This is a genomic window from Pseudomonas abietaniphila (genome assembly GCF_900100795.1).
Taxonomy (GTDB): domain Bacteria; phylum Pseudomonadota; class Gammaproteobacteria; order Pseudomonadales; family Pseudomonadaceae; genus Aquipseudomonas; species Aquipseudomonas abietaniphila.
On sequence record NZ_FNCO01000006.1, the window covers coordinates 38,192 to 56,697 of the forward strand.

Consider the following 18,506-nt stretch of genomic DNA (forward strand, 5'->3'; position numbering starts at 1 on the left):
CATTACCACGCGGAGCGTGGGAACGATCAGACTCAGGTATCTGCAAAGGGGCCAACCCGCCGTTAATCGGCCCTTAATCACCGCCCGTCACCCTCGATTCATTCATGATCTGCCGAGTGTACGCATGCGCAAGTTGTTGGTACTGATGCTGCTGTTGTTTCCGTTGCTGGCGAACGCGCTGCCTGGCGGGGACTTGTTCAAGAAGCCTGAATTCCTGCAGGTCGGGCAGGCGTTCATGTTCAGTTCGGAACGTCTGGAGTCCGGCGAAACCCGCTTGTACTGGCAAATCGCTGACGGCTATTACCTTTATCAGAAGCGTCTGAAATTCGAGGGCCTGAGCGCCAATCAACAACCCGCGCTGCCGGCGGGCGAAGACCACAACGACGAGTACTTTGGCCGACAGCAGGTCTACCGCCAAGGTCTTGAACTGGTGATTCCGGCCTCGGCCCATGGTCAGGTCAAGGTCGGTTGGCAGGGATGCGCCGACGCCGGTTTGTGTTATCCGCCGCAAAGCCAGGTGGTCGATCTGGGCGACGCCGGCGTGAAGGTCGTCGACGGCCAGGCGCAGGACCAGGCGCTGGCGAGTACGCTGCAGGAACGTTCGCTGGGCTGGAGCCTGCTGATCTTTTTCGGCCTGGGGCTGCTGCTGGCGTTCACCCCATGCTCGTTGCCGATGCTGCCGATCCTGGCGGGCGTTGTCGTCGGGAGCGGCGCCGGACCGCGCAGAGGGTTCGCCTTGGCGGGCGTGTACGTGCTGAGCATGGCAATGATCTACGCGAGCCTGGGCGTGATCGCGGCACTGCTGGGCGGCAATCTGCAATCGACCCTTCAGCAGCCGTGGTTGCTGGGCAGCTTCGCCGGTCTGTTCGTCATTCTTTCGCTGCCGATGTTCGGCTTCTTTGAGCTGCAACTGCCTGGTTTCCTGCGTGATCGCCTGGAGAACGCCGGTCGTCAGCGTCAGGGCGGCAGCCTGCTCGGCGCGGGTGTGCTGGGCGCGCTGTCGGGGCTGATGGTCGGCCCATGCATGACGGCACCTCTGGCGGGCACGCTGCTCTACATTGCACAAAGCGGAAACGCTCTGCACGGCGGCCTCATACTCTTTGTGCTGGGGCTGGGCATCGGCTTGCCGCTCTTGCTGGTCGTCACCGTTGGCAACCGTTTCCTGCCCAAACCGGGCGCGTGGATGGACCTGGTCAAAGGCGTCTTCGGTTTCCTGTTGCTGGGCACCGCGCTGTTCATGATCCGGCCGTTGCTGGCTGAGTCTTTCTGGTTGGCGCTGTTGGGCGCGCTGTTGCTGATCGTTGCCTACAACGCGATCGTTCAGACCCGAGCGCTCAAGCGCGCCGCACAGGTCTGCGCCCCTCTCGGCCTGGTTGTGGGTATCTGGGGCGCCATGATGCTGATCGGCGCAGGCGGTGGCGGCGACGATCCCTGGCAGCCACTGAAGGTCTACAGCGGCTCCCGTTCGCAGGTCGACAGCGAACGACACGATGCGTTTTTGACAATCAAGGATCCCGCCGTACTGGACCGCGAGCTCGCATCCGCCCAAGCCGAGGGTCAGTGGGTGCTCGTGGACTACTACGCTGACTGGTGCGTGTCCTGCAAGATCATGGAGAAGAACGTCTTCGGGAAAGGCGATGTGATCCAGGCATTGAACGGCGTGCGTCTGCTGCGGCTGGACGTGACCGCTGATAACGACGCCAGTCGAGCACTGCTCCAACGCTATCAGGTGCCTGGACCGCCCACGATGCTGTGGTTGGGTCCTGATGGCAGCGAACGGCGGGATCGGCGCATCACCGGCGAAGTAGACGACACGCAATTTGTCGAGCAATGGCAGACCACTCGGGAGCGCGGGTGATGCTCAGCTTCTCGATCGGCCCCTTCACCCTGGCGATGAACCACCTGTTACTGCTCCTCGCCTTGGGGCTGGCGACGGCGGTGGGCTGGATCAGCGGGCGTCGACAAGGCATCAATCCTGAACGCGAGCTGTTCGGCCTTTTTCTGCTTGGGTTGGTGGTGGCCAGACTCGCTTTCGTGATCGCCTACTGGCCGCAGTACCGAGGCAGTCTGATGAGCGTCCTCGACATCCGCGACGGCGGCTTTTGGGTCTGGCCCGGCGTGATTGCCGTACTGGTCGGCGCCGTGATGCGAGGCTGGAAACACCCGAAACGGCGAACCCCGATGGGCCTGGGCGTGGCGAGTGGGCTGCTGTTCTGGTGGCTGGCCAATCTGGGCCTGAGCGCAGAACATCAGGACGCGCGCCTTCCGGACCTGACCTTGCACAATGCCGCCGGTGAGCCCGTGCGCCTGAACGACTATCGTGGCAAACCCCTGGTCATTAACCTCTGGGCCACGTGGTGCCCGCCCTGCCGGCGCGAAATGCCGGTATTGCAGGCCGCGCAGCAGGCCAATCCTGACGTGACGTTTCTCTTCGTCAATCAGGCCGAAAGCCCTCGCGAGGTCGCGACTTTTTTCGCGAGCCAAGGCCTGCACCTGGACAACGTTTTATTCGATGGCCATGGCGAACTGGCACAACAGGTGGGCTCCGCCGCGTTGCCCACCACCCTTTTCTACCGTCCCGACGGCCGCTTGCTCGGCAGCCATCTGGGCGAACTTTCCAACGCCAGCCTGAAGCGTTCCCTGGACAGCCTCAGCGAAACGGCAACACCTGCTTCCTCCTCAAGGAGCCCTCTATGAAGGCGCAATTCACTCGACGTTTGAATCTCTCCATTCTGGCCGCCGCCAGCCTGCTCGCGTTGCAAAGTACGCTCCTGCACGCCGAAGAACTGCCGGATCCGATCAAGGCGCTGGAGGCCAAGGGCGCGACCATCAAAGGGAGTTTCGACGCACCGGGCGGCCTCAAGGGTTACGCCGCCGAGTATCAGAAACAAGGCATGGCGCTGTACCTGACGCCCGATGGTAAACATGTACTGGCCGGAAACCTGTTCGACGAGAAAGGCGAAGACCTGAGCGAAGCCCCGCTGCAAAAGCTGGTGTATGAGCCCATGACCAAGGCGATGTGGAGTCAGATGGAGACCAGCACCTGGATCGCCGACGGCGCCAAGAGCGCGCCCAAAGTGATCTACCTGTTCAGCGACGCCAACTGCCCCTACTGCAACATGTTCTGGGAACAGGCACGGCCTTGGGTCAAGTCGGGCAAAGTGCAGCTGCGCCACATCATGGTCGGGGTCATCCGTGAAGACAGCGCCGCCAAGGCCGCGGCCCTCCTTTCCGACGCCAACCCTGAAGTCGCGCTGCAAAAGCATGAACAGGCCGGCAAGAGCAGCACGCTCAAGGCGCTGGATAAAATCCCGAAAGACATTCAGGCCAAGCTCGATGCCAACATGAAATTGATGGAAGACATGGGCCTTTCAGCCACGCCATCGATTTTCTACAAAGATGAAAACGGCAATGTGCAGCAGCAACAGGGCGCGCCGCGACCTGAGGTACTGGCAAAAATGATGGGTCCCAAGTAAGCCTCTGAACCTGTGACCTTCTGACCAATGGCAACCTGGCCCGAAAAGTGGATACTGCACCGACATGTCATACGTGTAAAAATGTCGACCACCATTTCAAGAGCCATAGTCAGGAGGCTCGCTCAATGCGTTACGCCGAAGATCACAAAGCCCAAACCCATCAGCGCATCCTTCACGAAGCCGCGTCACGCTTTCGTCGCGACGGCATCGGCGCGACCGGTTTGCAGCCACTGATGAAGGCACTGGGCCTGACCCATGGCGGTTTCTATGCCCATTTCAAATCCAAGGATGACCTGGTCGAAAAGGCCCTGCGTTGCGCGGTAGACCAGTTGAATGAGTCGCGGGCAGCGAAACTGTCCGGGGATGGCTCTGCTGCTGCATTCATCGACATGTACCTGTCGCCCCAGCATCGCACCGAACCTGAGCATGGCTGCCCCTTGCCGACCATGTCGTCGGAACTGGGCCAGCGCGGTCAGCCGAGCGAAATCACCGACGAGCTGATCGGTCGCATGCTCGAGACGCTCGAAGCGGGCATGCCCGCCGGGAAAGAAAACAGCGACAAGAGCGTGATGATGATGTCGAGCCTGGTCGGTGCACTCGTGCTCGCTCGCAGTGCGAAGGATCCGGCATTGGCCGAGCGGATCCTGCAAACCACGCGCGAACAGCTCAAGCAGCAAATCAACGAAGCCTGAAATAGAAAAAGCCCCTGCCGTCACCGACAGGGGCTTTCTGCTTTACAGGTTCACGCCGGGTAGCGACGGAACAGCACGCTCGCGTTGACGCCGCCGAATCCGAAACCGTTCGACAAGGCGTACTCGATCTTCATCGGACGGGCCCTGCCGTGGACGATGTCGATGCCGGCGGCCGCTTCGTCCGGGTTGTCCAGATTCAGCGTCATGGGGGCGATCTGGTCACGAATGGCCAACGCGGTGAAGATCGCTTCGATACCGCCTGCCGCGCCCAACAAATGCCCGGTGGCCGATTTGGTTGACGTCACCGCCACCCCGTTCTGGTCCCCGAACACCGTCTTGATCGCCGCCATTTCACCTTTGTCGCCGACCGGGGTCGACGTGGCGTGGGCATTGAGGTGCTGAATGTCCGATGCCTTGATGCCCGCCTGACGAATCGCCGCCTGCATCGCGCGCCGCGCACCGCTGCCGTCCTCAGGGCCGGCAGTGAGGTGGTAGGCGTCAGCACTGGTGCCGTAACCGACCAGTTCGACGATCGGCTTGGCACCGCGGGCCAGCGCGTGCTCCAGCGTTTCGATGACGACAATGCCAGCGCCCTCGCCCATCACGAAGCCGTCGCGATCACGATCAAACGGGCGCGAGGCACGCGCCGGGGTGTCGTTAAAGCCGCTGGACAGCGCACGGGCTGCGGCGAACCCGCCCAAGGCCACACGGTCGATACAGGCCTCGGCGCCGCCCGCGATCGCAACATCGGCCTCACCGGCCCGAATCATCCGCGCCGCATCGCCAATCGCCTGCACACCGGCTGCACAGGCGGTCACGGGTGCGCCAAGCGGACCTTTGAAACCGTGCTGAATAGAGACATGCCCTGCCGCCAGGTTGACCAGAAACGAAGGGATGGTAAATGGCGACAAGCGACGAGGACCACGTGTATCGCTCGTACGTACCGCGTCTGCAATCGAGACGAAACCGCCGACGCCGGAGCCGATAATGGTCGCCGTGCGCTCGCGCTCTTCATCGGTCGACGGTGCCCATCCCGCTTGCGCCACGGCCTGCTGAGCAGCCCCAAGCGCGAACAGGATAAAGCGGTCCATCTTCTTCTGTTCCTTGGGCGGCGCCGCAGCGTCGGCATCGAAGCCCGCTTCGGGATCGTCGGCCAACATCGGCACGGGTCCGCCGACCTTTCCCGGCAAATCGGCCACGGTGTCGTCAGGCAACTGTACGATGCCGGAGCGGCCCTCGAGCAACCGGCGCCAAACCGCTTCGACCCCGGTACCCAAAGGCGTAACCAGCCCCATCCCCGTCACTACGATGCGACGTTCGCTCATGCGTTCACCTTTTCAACATTCAGGACATTCACAGGTGCGGACTCAAGCACCTGGCGTTTTGTAGCGGGCTGCCGCGTGCTGCAACGACAGATTCGGACCCAATGCCAGACGTGCATTCACAAACGCGTCCCAGTCTGCGGCGTTGGACAGCGATGGAAGGGTCACAAGTTCCTTTTGATCGAAGCCGGCCAGTGCAGCGTCGACCATTTCGTTCACGTCCATCACCATTTCAGGCGGAAAGGCATTGAGGTCAATGCCCGCGCGCTCCCAGATCTCGGTACGCGTCGCGCCAGGCATCACGGCCTGCACCTGAACGCCCTTCTCACCGATCTCCGCGTTCAGCGATTGCGTCAAGCTCAGCACATACGCCTTGCTCGCCGCGTATACCGCGTTGAAGCGCTCCGGCATCATCGGCACCACCGACGCGATATTCACGATCGCGCCGCGACGCCGGGCGACAAAGCCGGAAGCGGCGGCAGACGCCAAATGGGTCAACGCCACGATGTTCAGTTGTATCAGGCGATCGACCTCGCCCATATCGGCCTCAGCCAACGCGCTGTTCGACGCCACGCCGGCATTGTTCAGCAGCAGCGTGATCGACGCGTCGGTGCGCAGGCGTTGTTCGAGGGCGGAAACGTGCGAAGCGTCAGTCAGGTCCGCCTTGAGCACCTCGACCTTTACCGACGTCTTCGTGCGCAGTTCGCCGGCAAGTGCCTCCAGGCGCGCCTGATCGCGTGCGACCAGGAGCAGATCGAAACCGCGCGCTGCCAAACGATCAGCGTACGCGGCGCCGATGCCTGACGAGGCGCCGGTGATCAGGGCTGTACCTTGAGTGTTAGGGGTGCTCATGAGCGTTTCTCCGTGGACATTGAGAGTAGCAACCGAGGCATATTACGCCCGTAATTTTACGAATTATATGGCGATCGACATTTTTAATGTCAAGCGGTTGAATGCGCCCCGCTCCTTCCTCGCCAAACGACGGGCAAAAAAAAGACCGATCACTGATCGGTCTTTCTGTGCCATGGGTGGGTCAATCGAGGGCGAGTTTCTCGCGGTTTTTATCAAGCAATGCTTTGCCGATGCCCTTGACCTCAATCAGTTCATCCACCGACGTAAATGCCCCGTTTTCGTCCCGATACGCGACAATCGCCGCCGCTTTACCTGCGCCAATACCCGACAATTCCTTTTGCAACGTGTCTGCGCTGGCCGTATTGATATTGACCTTGGCGCCCTGTTCGGCGGATGCCGACGCGACAACGGGTTGAGCAACATTCGCTGGCGCAGCGGGTGCGGCCGTGACGGCGATCGAGGTGCTGGTGAGCAGGGCGAAGAGCAGAGAGGAGAGATAGGTTCTACGCATGAGTAATGCTCCATGACATCGTGAAGGGGGAGCAGCTTTTCCTGAGCTGCCACCCAAACCTAGACGATGCTCAGGGAGCGTCAATGCAGGGAAAGGTGACGAGATGTTTGGTGCGCTGCGCCCCGGTAAAACCGGGGCTTGCGGGCCAATAGTCGAGCGCGGCGGGTGCGTTAGCAAAGATTTCGGAGGCTCAAACCTTCACGGTTCGTTGCGACGTTGCTGGTGAATCCAGTCCACGATATCGCCCTCGGGCGCATACCCACTGACCGTGTCGCTCAGGATCTGGCGGACCTTGTTGTAGTCGTCTTCATCCAGCGCCTTGAGCAAATGCGACAGGCTCTGTTTGAACGCCTCCCACGACAGGTAATCCTCCTGGGCGCTCATGATCATCGGATGGTTGGTGACGGCCACGTTATCGCCAATCAGCAACTCTTCGTAGAGCTTCTCCCCGGGACGCAGGCCGGTGAACTCGATGGAGATGTCGCCATGGGGGTTCTTCTCCGAGCGAATGCTCAAGCCGGACAGATGCACCATCTTCTCGGCCAGTTCGATAATTCTTACCGGCTCGCCCATGTCGAGCACGAACACGTCGCCGCCCTGCCCCATGGAACCGGCCTGAATCACCAACTGAGCCGCTTCCGGAATGGTCATGAAATAGCGAGTGATCTTGGGATGCGTCACCGTCAGCGGCCCACCGGACTTGATCTGCTGGTGGAACAACGGAATCACCGACCCGGACGAACCCAGCACATTGCCGAAGCGCACCATGATGAACCGCGTCTTGTTGACCTGATGCACGTTCGCACGGTCACCAAACATCACCGGCGCAGCTTCCCGGCTCAAGGCCTGAAGAATCAGTTCAGCAAGGCGCTTCGTACTGCCCATGATGTTGGTGGGCCGCACCGCCTTGTCGGTAGAGATCAGCACAAAGTTGGCAACGCCTGCCTGGAGCGCTGCCTGCGCCGCGTTCAGCGTGCCGACAACGTTATTGATGACGCCCTCCGCGATATTGTGCTCGACCATCGGCACATGCTTGTAAGCGGCTGCGTGGTAGACCGTATCGACACGCCAGGTCTTCATGACATCCAGCAACTTGGAATGGTTGCGCACGGAGCCAAGGATCGGCAGGACCTTCACCTTGAGCGATTCACGCTCGATACGGCGTTCCAACTCGGAAAGAATCGTGTAGAGATTGAATTCGCTGTGGTCCAGCAGCAGCAGTGTCGTGGGCTTGAGCATGACGATCTGTCTACACAACTCGGAACCAATCGAGCCGCCCGCCCCCGTCACCAGCACGCATTGGTTCTTGATGCAGTGCTCCAGCAGCTCTTCCTGCGCGGGAACCGAGTCGCGACCCAGCAGGTCGGCAATGTCCACTTCCTGCAGATCGTCCACTTTGACTCGGCCAGCGGCGAGGTCCGAAAAGTTCGGGACACTGCGCACATGCAGCGGAAAGCCTTCCAGAAACCCGAGGATTTCCCGGCGACGCGTTCTCGCGGAAGACGGAATCGCCAACAGGATTTCCTGCGCGCCCGTCACATCGATCATTTGCTGGATGTGCTTGGGTTTGTAGACCTGCAGGCCGGAGATCACCCGATTGGAAATCGAGTCATCGTCATCGATGAAGGCTACCGGGCGCATTGAACGGCCCATTCTGAGGGCGGCCACCAGCTGATTACCCGCTGCCCCGGCGCCATAAATGGCCACTCTGGGCAGACCATCGTCTCGGCTAGTGAACGGCATGTGCTGCGCGGCACCAAACCAGTCACCCAGAAAATATTGGCGCATGGCAAGACGCAAACCGCCAATCATGACCAGGCTCAGCCACCAGTAGTTGAACATGACGGAGCGAGGCACGACATGCTGGTGGTTGCTGTACAGATAAACAACAACGCCTAGTATTAACGCGGAAAGGCTCACGGCTTTGATGATTGCAACCAGAGCATCGTTGCCGAAGTAGCGCATGACCGCGCGGTACATACCAAAACGAATGAACAAAGGGATGGCCACGACCGGAGCGCTGATGAAAAGCCAAGTGTGGATTTCCAAAGGATTGATTAGGTCATCAATCCCTAGTCGAACCACGAAGGCCATCCATAGTGCAAACCACACCAGACAGATGTCGGTGGCAACCTGGATTATGCGCTTCTTACGACGGGGCAATCCCACCAGCAAAACGCGTACTCTCTCCATGCTTCCCTCAAACAAGAGTTCAAACTCCTTTCTATCGACCCACACGCCGACTGTTGATTCCTGCCACGCTCGAACAATCTGACCGAATGACGACGACGCTGCATCCTTTCAATTTGCTTCCAGCGTGCCAGCCTTGAACCTGATGGCCAAAATGACGAGCGGGATGTACGCAATAATCAGGCCCAAAGCACCGTCCAGCCCGAAAAGGGTGACGCACAATGCAATGGGCAATAGCCAGACCAGATTGATTACACCGACTGCGGACGTCACAGGAAGATGCCGACCAAACCGCCGTGAAGCGAATTGATAAGCGTGACTTCTGTGAGCCTCATAGATCTTGTCGCCTCGAACGAGCCGACGAATGAGGGTAACTGTAGCGTCTACGATGAAAACCCCAAGGAGGATAAGCCATGTCCACAGTAACTGCGAGGAAATCCAGGCAGCCTGCAGCGATAAAATACCCAGAATGATGCCCAGAAACCCGCTGCCAGCATCACCCATGAAGATTTTGGCGGGCGGAAAATTCCAGAAAAGGAACCCTGCCACCGCGCAGCCGAGCAAGATCGGCAGCCCAATCAGGCCGGGAAATCCACTCAACACGTAAATAAGCACCGCGCCCAGGCACACCGTAATGGCCTCTACGCTGGCAATGCCATCAATGCCGTCCATGAAGTTGTAGAGGTTAAGCAGCCAGACCAGATAGAACGCCGCAAGCACATCGCCAATCAGGCCCAGATCTAACTCAGTACCGAATAAATGAATCGCGGGAAGTCCACCCAGCCAGAACAACCCCCAAGCTGCCGCCACAAAATGCCCCAAAAGACGCCAGCGGGCCGCGATGTGGCCGTGATCGTCGAGGAAACCAAGAGCGGCTATGAATAAGCCTGCACCGAATGACGCCATAAAGGATGACAGTTCTATGCCGCCAGCGCAGTACATCCATATTAGGGCAGCCAGATAACTCACCACGACGGCGACGCCCCCTCCCCGCGGTGTTGGAACGGTATGCGAACTCCTACCGTTGGGGATATCGAGCAGACTTTTGTGCAGGGCGTACCGACGCAACCAGTACGTCAACGCCAGCGAGGCCCCGGCAACGAGGACCGCTAACCACCAATAATTCATTTTTGTTCCGTTGCTAGAAAATGATCGACAGTCTTCTTGAGGGCCTCGTCGACTGATACAGGCGGCGTCCAGCCCAGCAAGTCTCGGTTCTTCGAGATATCCACACGTAGGGAGCCTAATACCCGTTGAGCCGCGGCTTTACGCCCCAGCAACCTCGCGCCCAACTGAATAATCGACTGAGGTACTGGAACCAGCCAGCCGGACAAGGGCATAAATGCTTTTAGGCGCTTTGCCAGCTCTGTGGTGGAAAAATCTTCTCCGTCGCTCACCAAAAAAATCTGATTAGCCGCAGCCGGATGATCAACACACACCCGGATGAAGTCCACCAGATTATCCAGCGAAACAAGGCTACGCGCGTTGCGTATGGCACCCAATGGCAACGGAATGCCCTTGCGAAGTGCCCGCATCAGTTGCAGGAAATTGGCCTTGACTCCAGGTCCATAGACCAGGACCGGGCGGATGATCACGACCTCCATCGCGCACGTTTTGGCGAGTTCCAACAGACCTAGCTCTGCTTCGTATTTAGAAATCGCATAGGGATCAGAAGGACGGGCAACATCATCAGGCCGGAATACTTCATCACGCGCCGTAGACTCGCCATTGACCTTGATCGAACTAATAAAGATGAAACGGCGCACACCAGCGGCTGCAGCTTGACGAGCAAGATTAAGCGTACCTGCGGTGTTGACCTCGCGGAACAGCGCGAGCGGATCGGCGGCGGTGTCGTTCATGACGTGGACGCGGGCTGCGGTGTGTATCACTACATCCATGTCCCGGAGCGCGGATTGCCAAGCAGTATCGGTTGCAAGGTTACCTACGGGAATATTTTTCACACCGGTGGGGAGCTGGAGACCTACTTGTCTGCTGGCTGCAAAAATGTTGGTACCAGGTAGATAAGCGGCATTTTCGACCAATGCCCTACCTAAAAATCCCGAGCTCCCTGTCACCAGGATTTTTCTGACCATTTCGAATCCAGTTGGATAAACAGTATGGATAATCTCGTTACCCGAGCAAACTCGATAATCAAGTAATATAAAGGAGCAGGATTGCAGTCTGTGGACACATGTCATTCCAAGACTGCGATCCAGCCTGCATTATTTACCGCTTAGCAATCCCTCGATTTCCTTGACTTTCGCCGCAACCAATTGCGGATCACGCCGACTTTCCACATTCAAACGCAGCAGCGGTTCAGTGTTCGAACCACGGAGATTAAAGCGCCATTCGGCAAATTCAAGGCTGATGCCATCCGTCTTATCGATGTTGGAACAGATCGGAGAATAGTGCTCCAAAACCTTGTTCAGGACGGTCTTGACGTCTTCAACCTTGTAGTTGATCTCGCCGCTGCATGGGTAAGCGGCCATGCGCTCATCGACGAGCTGGGAAAACGATTTGCCAGAGACGGACATCAACGCGGTAACCAAGAGCCACGGGATCATGCCGCTGTCGCAGTACGCGAAGTCACGGAAGTAATGGTGTGCGCTCATCTCGCCGCCGTACACCGCATCCTCCTTGCGCATGCGTTCCTTGATGAAGGCGTGCCCGGTTTTGCACAGCACAGGCGTACCACCCGCCAGTTGTACTTGATCGATAGTGTTCCAGGTCAGGCGAGGATCATGGATGATCTTGGAACCCGGATGTTGCTTGAGCAGCATTTCTGCCAGCAGGCCAACGAGGTAGTAGCCCTCGACGAAACGCCCCTTCTCATCGAAGAAGAAGCAGCGGTCAAAGTCACCGTCCCACGCCAACCCCAGATCGCAGCCGTGCTGGAGAAGCGCCTCTTGGGTGATGCTGCGGTTTTCCGGCAACAGCGGATTGGGTACGCCATTCGGGAAGTTGCCATCCGGTTCGGCGTTAATGATGACCCAGTCAAACGGCAGCTGCGATTTGATCGCTTCCAAAGCGGGACCGACCGCACCGTTACCTGGGTCAGCGAGAATTTTAAGCGGTCGCAGTTCTGCACCTTCGACGTAACCGAGCAGGTGCTGAATGTAAGCGGTCTTGTCTGGCGAGTATTTAACACTGCCAACCTGAACGGCCACGTCGCCGAAATCGCCAGCATCAACGCGCTGGCGAATGGCATCAAGCCCGGTATCTCCGCTGATCGGGCGAGACTCGCGTTGCACCAGCTTCATGCCGTTATAACCCTTCGGGTTATGACTGGCAGTGACCATCACGCCACCGTCTGCGGCGTAATGGCTGGTGGCGAAATAGACTTCTTCGGTTCCGCACAAACCGATGTCGATGACATCCGCGCCTGCGTCCTGGATACCTTTCATCAGGGCCTGAGCCAGGGACGGGCTTTCGAGACGCATGTCTCGGCCAACCACGATATTTTTTGCACCCAGCTCCACCACGATGGAGCGTCCGATGCGGTAGGCGATGTCGGCATCGAGATCGTTCGGGACTTGACCACGAATGTCGTAGGCCTTGAAGCACCGGGTCTGAATAACGGGATAGTCGGGATTCATGTGTAAAAACCTATGCGACGAAAGGACCTTGGGGTCCTTCTAATCAGTAAGAAGCAACCCGGCCAGCGGGCTGCGCGCTACCCTCGCGCATGACAGCTTGAGGCGAGGGTTAGGCACTGAAAACGGAGATTAGTTATCAACACGCCCGTAATTATCTTCAAAACGTACGATGTCATCCTCGCCCAGGTAGTCACCGCTCTGCACTTCGATGAGTACCAGATCGATCACACCGGGGTTCTGCAGGCGGTGTTTATGGCCCGCACGAATGAACGTCGATTCGTTGGTATTGAGCATTAACTCTTGCTGATCGTTGATGACCACGGCCATGCCGCTGACGACAATCCAGTGCTCGCTGCGGTGATGGTGCATCTGCAGGGAGAGCGACGCCTTGGGTTTGACAACGATGCGCTTGATCTTGAAGCGCTCGCCGTTTTCCAGCGTCGTGTACGTACCCCAAGGGCGGTGTACGGTGCGGTGCAGCAAGTGAGCAGTGTGACCACCGGATTTCAACTGCTGAACGATGTGCTTGACGTCTTGCGCGTGCGCCCTGTTCGTGATCAGCAACGCATCGGGCGTGTCCACCACCAGCAGGTCTTCTACGCCTACCAATGCGGTGAGACGCTCCTCACTGTTTACATAGTTGTTGCGTGAAGCATGCGACAGGACTTCGCCTTCAAAACGGTTGCCGTTTTCGTCCTCATGGGTCAGTTCGCTGACCGCATTCCAGGAACCGATGTCGCTCCAGCCAATGTCACAGGGAATAGTTGCGACCTTCGACGAGCGCTCCATGAGTGCGTAGTCAATCGAAATATCCGGCACGTTGGCAAACGTCTCGGCATCAAGCGCGCGACAGCTATAGCCTTTGCCGGTAGACAAGCGGGAAGCTTCAAGGGTGGCGGCGACGGCTTCAACGACATCTGGCGCATGCGCACGTAGCTCATCAAGCACTGTCCCGACACGGAAGCAGAACATGCCGGAGTTCCAGTAATAGTTACCGGCACTGACATAGGCTTTTGCGGTGTCCAGATTCGGCTTTTCAACGAATCGGGCGACTTTCTGGCCACCAGCAAGCTTGTTGAATGCATCAGCTTCGATGTAACCGAATCCTGTTTCGGGATAGGTTGGCTTTATACCGAATGTCACCAACCAGCCTTGGGTGGCTAGCGTGACGGCATTTGCCACCGCAGTGGCGAAAGCCGCCTGATCTTTGATCAGGTGATCGGCAGCAAGAACCAGCATGCAAGCGTCCGGACCACGGGTTTCCAAGAGCTGCAACGCCGCCGCAGCAACGGCTGCTGCAGTATTGCGGCCAAAGGGCTCAAGAATATAGCTCAGCGAATGATGCGCACGGTCGACCGCCCGGTATTCATCCTCGGTCTTGAATAGAAGCTCACGATTGGTAACCGTCAGGATCTCGACCACACCGTCCAGACTGCTGGCCCGCAAAAATGTCTTCTGGATGAGGTTCTGACCGCCCGGCAATTGCATGAAAGGCTTGGGATGAGTCTCGCGGGATACAGGCCAGAGCCGGCTGCCAACACCGCCGGACATAATTACGGGAATCAATTCCATTCTAAAATCCTTAGTCTTCCCCAAGAGATGTGTAGCTGGGAAAGGTATGTGTGGTGTTACACGACCGCATCAGAGTCAACCCGGACTGCGCGTGGACCAGTCGGCACGCAGACATGAAGGAAGCAAGTGCCCTGCAAGCAGGCGATTATTCTACAGCCTGCTGTAAGATTTACTAACACCCACCGAGGCAAAACCCAAGATTTTCAACGATTTCAGATAGGTAACGTGGCGGGATGATAGCAAAAAGACACAGTGACGCGCAGCAAACGCCCTGACTAGAGCGCCGCCGCCATCATCCGGTTGCGTTATTGCTTGCAGTTGAGATCAGTTCCGCTCAATCAATTATCACTGCTTTGCGCTTTGTGGAGTATTTGCCTTCCAACAACTGACCGAGCCGCCTCTTGGCAGAAGGCTCTCCGTGCACCAGCTTGATCTCGGACGGCCACACCGGCATACCCGCTACGAAATCTACCAGTCCCCGCTGATCTGCATGCGCCGAATAGCCTCCGATCGTCTCGATACCCGCCTTGATCTTATAGCGCTCGCGATCCAGCTCAACGTAACCGCCCTTCGGGCCATGCTGTTGAATCGCGGCGCCGGGCGTGCCCTTCGCCTGATAGCCGACGAACACCACGTTGTGACGCGGATCGCCCAGCATGGCTTTCAGATAATTGACGATGCGCCCGCCTGCGCACATGCCGTGCCCGGCAATGACGATCGCTGGACGTCCCGTGCTGGCGAGGTAGTTGACGGTTTGATGGTGCTGAGCGGCTGTGTCGATGGTGATCAACTGCTCAAAACGCAGCGGCTGGCGCCCGCTTTCCTGGCGGGCACGGGCGTCGTCGTCCCAGATGTCATCGAAGGACTGGTAAACCTGCGTCAGCCGGCTGGCAAGAGGCGAATCAAGAATGATGGGTAGCTGTGGCCAGTTGACCGGTAGCGAACCATCCGCACCGTCACTGCCTTCCACTGAGCACGACAGCGACTTGCGGTGAAGGATGTCTTCGATTTCATACAGCAGTTCCTGAGTTCGCCCCAGGCTGAAAGCGGGTATCAGCACGGTACCGTGATCGGCCAACGCTCTGTCGATGACCGCCTCGAGTCGCCCTTGCCGGGTGGCTCGATCCTCATGCACGCGATCACCGTAGGTGCTCTCGAGCACTAGAATGTCTGCCTGCTCCGGGGACTTCGGGCTGGGAAGAATCGGCGTATGGGAGGCGCCGAGATCACCGGAAAACACCACGCGTTTAGTGCACTGCTCCATCGGGTATTCGACGTCGATCTCGACATAAGCCGACCCAAGGATGTGGCCAGCGCGCTGCAAGCGGACTCGAGCATTCAGAGCGGGGGTATTCACCACGCTGAACCAGGTATCGAATGGCACGGCAACGACGCGCTCCATCACTTGAGTGAGACAGCGTTCAATCTGACGCTCGTCTCGACCCTGCTCAAGCCTGAACGCATCTTCCAGCACCAATGGCAGCAGCTTTGCGGACGGTTCACTGCATATAATCGGGCCTTTGAAGCCCGCAGCGAGCAGTTGGGGAATTCGTCCGACATGGTCCGCGTGAACGTGCGTCACGATCAGCATCTTGATCGTTGCCAGAGAGAAATCGATTGCCGAGGCAGATTCGCCAAAGCGTTCCTTGAGATCGGCATCACGGCCTTGGAACAACCCGCAATCAACCAGCAGGCCGTGCTCGGCATCCATCTGCAATTGATGACACGAGCCGGTGACACCTTCGCCCGCACCGTGATGGATGATGTCTGGATAATTCATGAAGCTCCCTTTCGATCCGTGCACTAAAAGTCGCGCAGCTTAGTCGCACTGAACGCAGGGTTCAGCCGATAAGGTTTTGCGGGATTTTTCGGAAATACTTGGGAACAGGTTTAAAACTGAATCGAAAAGAAAGACGCGCCACGCCGGACAGAGATCGTCGGTAGCGCTGCGTGGCCTGAGAAACAGGCACACGATGAAGAGGTCAGCGGGATGTCGCCAGCCCTCAGGCCATGCGAGACGGTTTGGTTCTTTTACGCAATCGGGCAATTGAAAACAGGACTGGCCCGATCACCATACCCACCAGCAATGCCAGGATCACCGGCACGGCGATTGACATTTCAGGCGCCGACCAACCAAAGAACACAAGCGCAACGGACTGCTGGTTTTCGAGGACGAACACTACCGTCGTCGCCACAATCAGCAGGACGACCACAAAAAAAATCAGGCGTTTGATATTGCGCATCGAGTACTCCTTTGACGGCTATTGGAGCTCGTGCTCCTCCTCTTCGTTCACCCGATCACGCAACTCTTTTCCGGGCTTGAAGTGGGGGACAAATTTTCCGTCAAGACTGACGGACTGCCCGGTCTTTGGATTACGGCCTACGCGAGGCGCGCGATAGTGCAAGGAAAAGCTGCCAAAGCCCCGTATTTCGATACGGTCGCCTGTGGCAAGACATTGCGACATCTGCTCAAGCATGGTCTTGATGGCCAACTCCACATCTTTGGATGAGAGCAGTCCTTGATGGGTGACAATTCGTTCGATCAACTCCGACTTCGTCATATTTTTCCCTTCTTTTTCAAGCAGCTAGGTAAAGCGCTTTGAAGGTTTTAGCATGGGCAAATAAGTTTTGGTAGCCCTCACGAAAAAAAATAACAGTCTGTAGACATACGAGAAGGCAAACACACCTAACGCATTGCCATTGCTGGCGTCACGAGTGTCCGGTAAAACCCGAAGGGGGAGCTTGCTTCCCCTTGTTGTAGGCGGCCTTCAGTCATAATCGGATCTTTCAGACTCGATTTTGACTTATGTTTTCCAGCACGTTTTTAACTCAGTTGCTGAGTTTCATCCCGCGCTCTTCATTCGAGCGATCCGTCCAAGCACATCAAGCTGATCGCTACGTCAAACGCTGCACTTCTTGGCAATTGCTGGTGACACTGGTCAGCGGCCATTTAACCCAAGCCTCGAGCTTGCGGTCCTTGGCGACTTTCTCCCAGACGCTCGCCCCGCATCGCTACCATCTCCAGGCCGGCCCCATCGCCCGCTCGACCCTTTCAGATGCCTTGAATAAACGTGATTACCAGCCGCTCCAAGACCTCTGCGAGCTCCTGCTGAGTGGCGTCAGTCGTCAGCAGCGTAAGGCAGTCGGTGCCATGGTTAGCCTGGTTGATTCCACATCGATTACCTTGCGTGGACCTCACTTCGACGACTGGACTGCCGCGACGAAAACCCGCATTAAACAAGGCCTCAAGGTGCACGTGGGGTTGGACCTGGCGCAGCGGGCGCCGGTGTACGAGAACATCAGCCCTGCCAATGTCAACGACCTGAGCGATGCGCTGGAAATGCCGATCCAGACCGGCATGACCTACGTCTTTGACAAGGGCTACTGCGATTACAACTGGTGGCACCAGTTACAGACCAAGGGTGCCTTCTTCGTCACCCGGCTGAAGAAAAACGCCAACCTGAACGTGCTGCGCGAGCACTCAACGGCGGTCGAGCAGAGTGCGGTCATGACCGATGAAGTTGTCCAGTTCGGCAAAAAGTATCTGGGCGGCAAGCGTCTGAATGACTATCGAGACGAGCCGGTAAGAAGCGTCGTGGTTGCCCGCGAGGGGCATGCCACGCCGTTAGTCCTGGTGACCAACGACGATCAGCTACTTGTCGCTGCACCTATTCCACCGCCGCACAGGGTTTGGGAGGTTCTTGTATGAGCTGACGATTCGTATCGCTCATGCCTTGCATGAACGGCCTGCTACCCAGGAATTCAAAGACCGACGACGGCGCGAACAAGAAAAGCTGAAGGCTGCCCAAGGCAGCCTTCAGCTATGACAAATTTTCCCCGGACACTAGTGATTGCTGGCGTGGGAAGAGAAAAGGACGAACCTGAGTGAGTTAGGGCGGGGTCAGGCAAGCCAACCAAGGAAGGAGATGATCCCACCTTCGGATATCCAAATGAGGAAGCAGGGAAACGTGCAAACGGATGCGCAGCAGTTACACGAATTCACAGCAACACACCGGAGAAACACAGAACGCCCAAACAAGCACACGCGTTTAGGGGCAGAATACTCGCAGACGGCGCTAAGCGTGTTCATACCTGGCGCATCGGAGCCGTGGGCACGACAGCAGGCGCCGCTAACGCTGTAGACTCCCAACCCAATGAAACATGGAATTTTTTTGCAGCGAGAACGTGTACGACCCGGGACAGTTTTAAGGTAAGATCAGGCAATAGCGAGCGAACAAATCTCCCCTGGCATGAATGATGCTAGGACAGAAGTATTTGTCAGTGTGACACAGCTC

At 57.8% G+C, this 18,506-nt stretch carries 16 protein-coding genes; 5 read left to right on the plus strand and 11 right to left on the minus strand.

What is annotated here, in order from left to right; genetic code table 11:
* Positions 1-124 precede the first annotated feature (124 nt).
* The 4 genes from dsbD to BLS87_RS12985 all read left to right on the plus strand — a co-directional run bounded on the left by dsbD (position 125) and on the right by BLS87_RS12985 (position 4,168).
* The gene (gene dsbD / locus BLS87_RS12970) at positions 125-1,858 is read left to right on the plus strand and encodes a protein-disulfide reductase DsbD (protein ID WP_074752895.1); all 1,734 of its coding nucleotides are present in this window, start codon (positions 125-127) and stop codon (positions 1,856-1,858) included.
* Complete coding sequence (locus BLS87_RS12975; protein ID WP_074752896.1) at positions 1,858-2,697, plus strand: TlpA disulfide reductase family protein; 840 nt, start codon at positions 1,858-1,860, stop codon at positions 2,695-2,697. The genes dsbD and BLS87_RS12975 overlap by 1 nt, the downstream gene beginning before the upstream one ends.
* Entirely contained in the window at positions 2,694-3,476 is a 783-nt protein-coding gene (dsbG, locus tag BLS87_RS12980) for a thiol:disulfide interchange protein DsbG (RefSeq protein ID WP_074752897.1), read from the plus strand. The genes BLS87_RS12975 and dsbG overlap by 4 nt, the downstream gene beginning before the upstream one ends.
* 125 nt (positions 3,477-3,601) lie before the next feature.
* Positions 3,602-4,168, plus strand: coding sequence for a TetR/AcrR family transcriptional regulator (locus BLS87_RS12985; protein WP_074752898.1), 567 nt, complete (start codon positions 3,602-3,604; stop codon positions 4,166-4,168).
* 50 nt (positions 4,169-4,218) lie between these two features.
* Here BLS87_RS12985 and fabF read toward each other — a convergent pair whose 3' ends face one another.
* The 11 genes from fabF to ihfB all read right to left on the minus strand — a co-directional run bounded on the left by fabF (position 4,219) and on the right by ihfB (position 16,772).
* Positions 4,219-5,493, minus strand: coding sequence for a beta-ketoacyl-ACP synthase II (gene fabF / locus BLS87_RS12990; protein ID WP_074752899.1), 1,275 nt, complete (start codon positions 5,491-5,493; stop codon positions 4,219-4,221).
* A 42-nt stretch (positions 5,494-5,535) separates the two neighbouring features.
* Positions 5,536-6,342, minus strand: a complete 807-nt coding sequence (locus tag BLS87_RS12995) for an SDR family NAD(P)-dependent oxidoreductase (protein WP_074752900.1) — start codon at positions 6,340-6,342, stop codon at positions 5,536-5,538.
* Positions 6,343-6,523: 181 nt separating this feature from the next.
* Entirely contained in the window at positions 6,524-6,853 is a 330-nt protein-coding gene (locus BLS87_RS13000) for a ComEA family DNA-binding protein (protein ID WP_074752901.1), read from the minus strand.
* Positions 6,854-7,051: 198 nt separating this feature from the next.
* Complete coding sequence (locus tag BLS87_RS13005; protein WP_074752902.1) at positions 7,052-9,046, minus strand: polysaccharide biosynthesis protein; 1,995 nt, start codon at positions 9,044-9,046, stop codon at positions 7,052-7,054.
* Between the two features lie 108 nt (positions 9,047-9,154).
* Positions 9,155-10,171: an MraY family glycosyltransferase gene (locus BLS87_RS13010; protein ID WP_074752903.1), complete on the minus strand. Its 1,017-nt coding sequence runs from the start codon at positions 10,169-10,171 to the stop codon at positions 9,155-9,157.
* The gene (locus tag BLS87_RS13015) at positions 10,168-11,136 is read right to left on the minus strand and encodes a UDP-glucose 4-epimerase family protein (protein WP_074752904.1); all 969 of its coding nucleotides are present in this window, start codon (positions 11,134-11,136) and stop codon (positions 10,168-10,170) included. Before BLS87_RS13015 ends, BLS87_RS13010 begins: the two co-directional genes overlap by 4 nt.
* Positions 11,137-11,265: 129 nt before the next feature.
* Positions 11,266-12,639 carry a phosphohexomutase domain-containing protein gene (locus tag BLS87_RS13020; protein WP_074752905.1) on the minus strand — a complete coding sequence of 458 codons (1,374 nt, stop codon included), beginning with the start codon at positions 12,637-12,639 and terminating at the stop codon, positions 11,266-11,268.
* Between the two features lie 129 nt (positions 12,640-12,768).
* The gene (locus BLS87_RS13025; protein ID WP_074752906.1) at positions 12,769-14,211 is read right to left on the minus strand and encodes a mannose-1-phosphate guanylyltransferase/mannose-6-phosphate isomerase; all 1,443 of its coding nucleotides are present in this window, start codon (positions 14,209-14,211) and stop codon (positions 12,769-12,771) included.
* Between the two features lie 334 nt (positions 14,212-14,545).
* A complete protein-coding gene (locus BLS87_RS13030) occupies positions 14,546-15,991 on the minus strand; it encodes an MBL fold metallo-hydrolase RNA specificity domain-containing protein (protein ID WP_074752907.1) in 1,446 nt (481 codons plus the stop codon).
* A 223-nt stretch (positions 15,992-16,214) separates the two neighbouring features.
* Positions 16,215-16,454 carry a lipopolysaccharide assembly protein LapA domain-containing protein gene (locus tag BLS87_RS13035; protein WP_074752908.1) on the minus strand — a complete coding sequence of 80 codons (240 nt, stop codon included), beginning with the start codon at positions 16,452-16,454 and terminating at the stop codon, positions 16,215-16,217.
* Between the two features lie 18 nt (positions 16,455-16,472).
* Positions 16,473-16,772, minus strand: a complete 300-nt coding sequence (gene ihfB, locus BLS87_RS13040; protein ID WP_037011901.1) for an integration host factor subunit beta — start codon at positions 16,770-16,772, stop codon at positions 16,473-16,475.
* A gap of 245 nt (positions 16,773-17,017) precedes the next feature.
* On the opposite strand from ihfB, the gene BLS87_RS13045 reads away from it, so the two are divergent.
* Positions 17,018-17,920, plus strand: a complete 903-nt coding sequence (locus BLS87_RS13045) for an IS4 family transposase (RefSeq protein ID WP_244165832.1) — start codon at positions 17,018-17,020, stop codon at positions 17,918-17,920.
* The last annotated feature ends 586 nt before the right edge of the window (positions 17,921-18,506 follow it).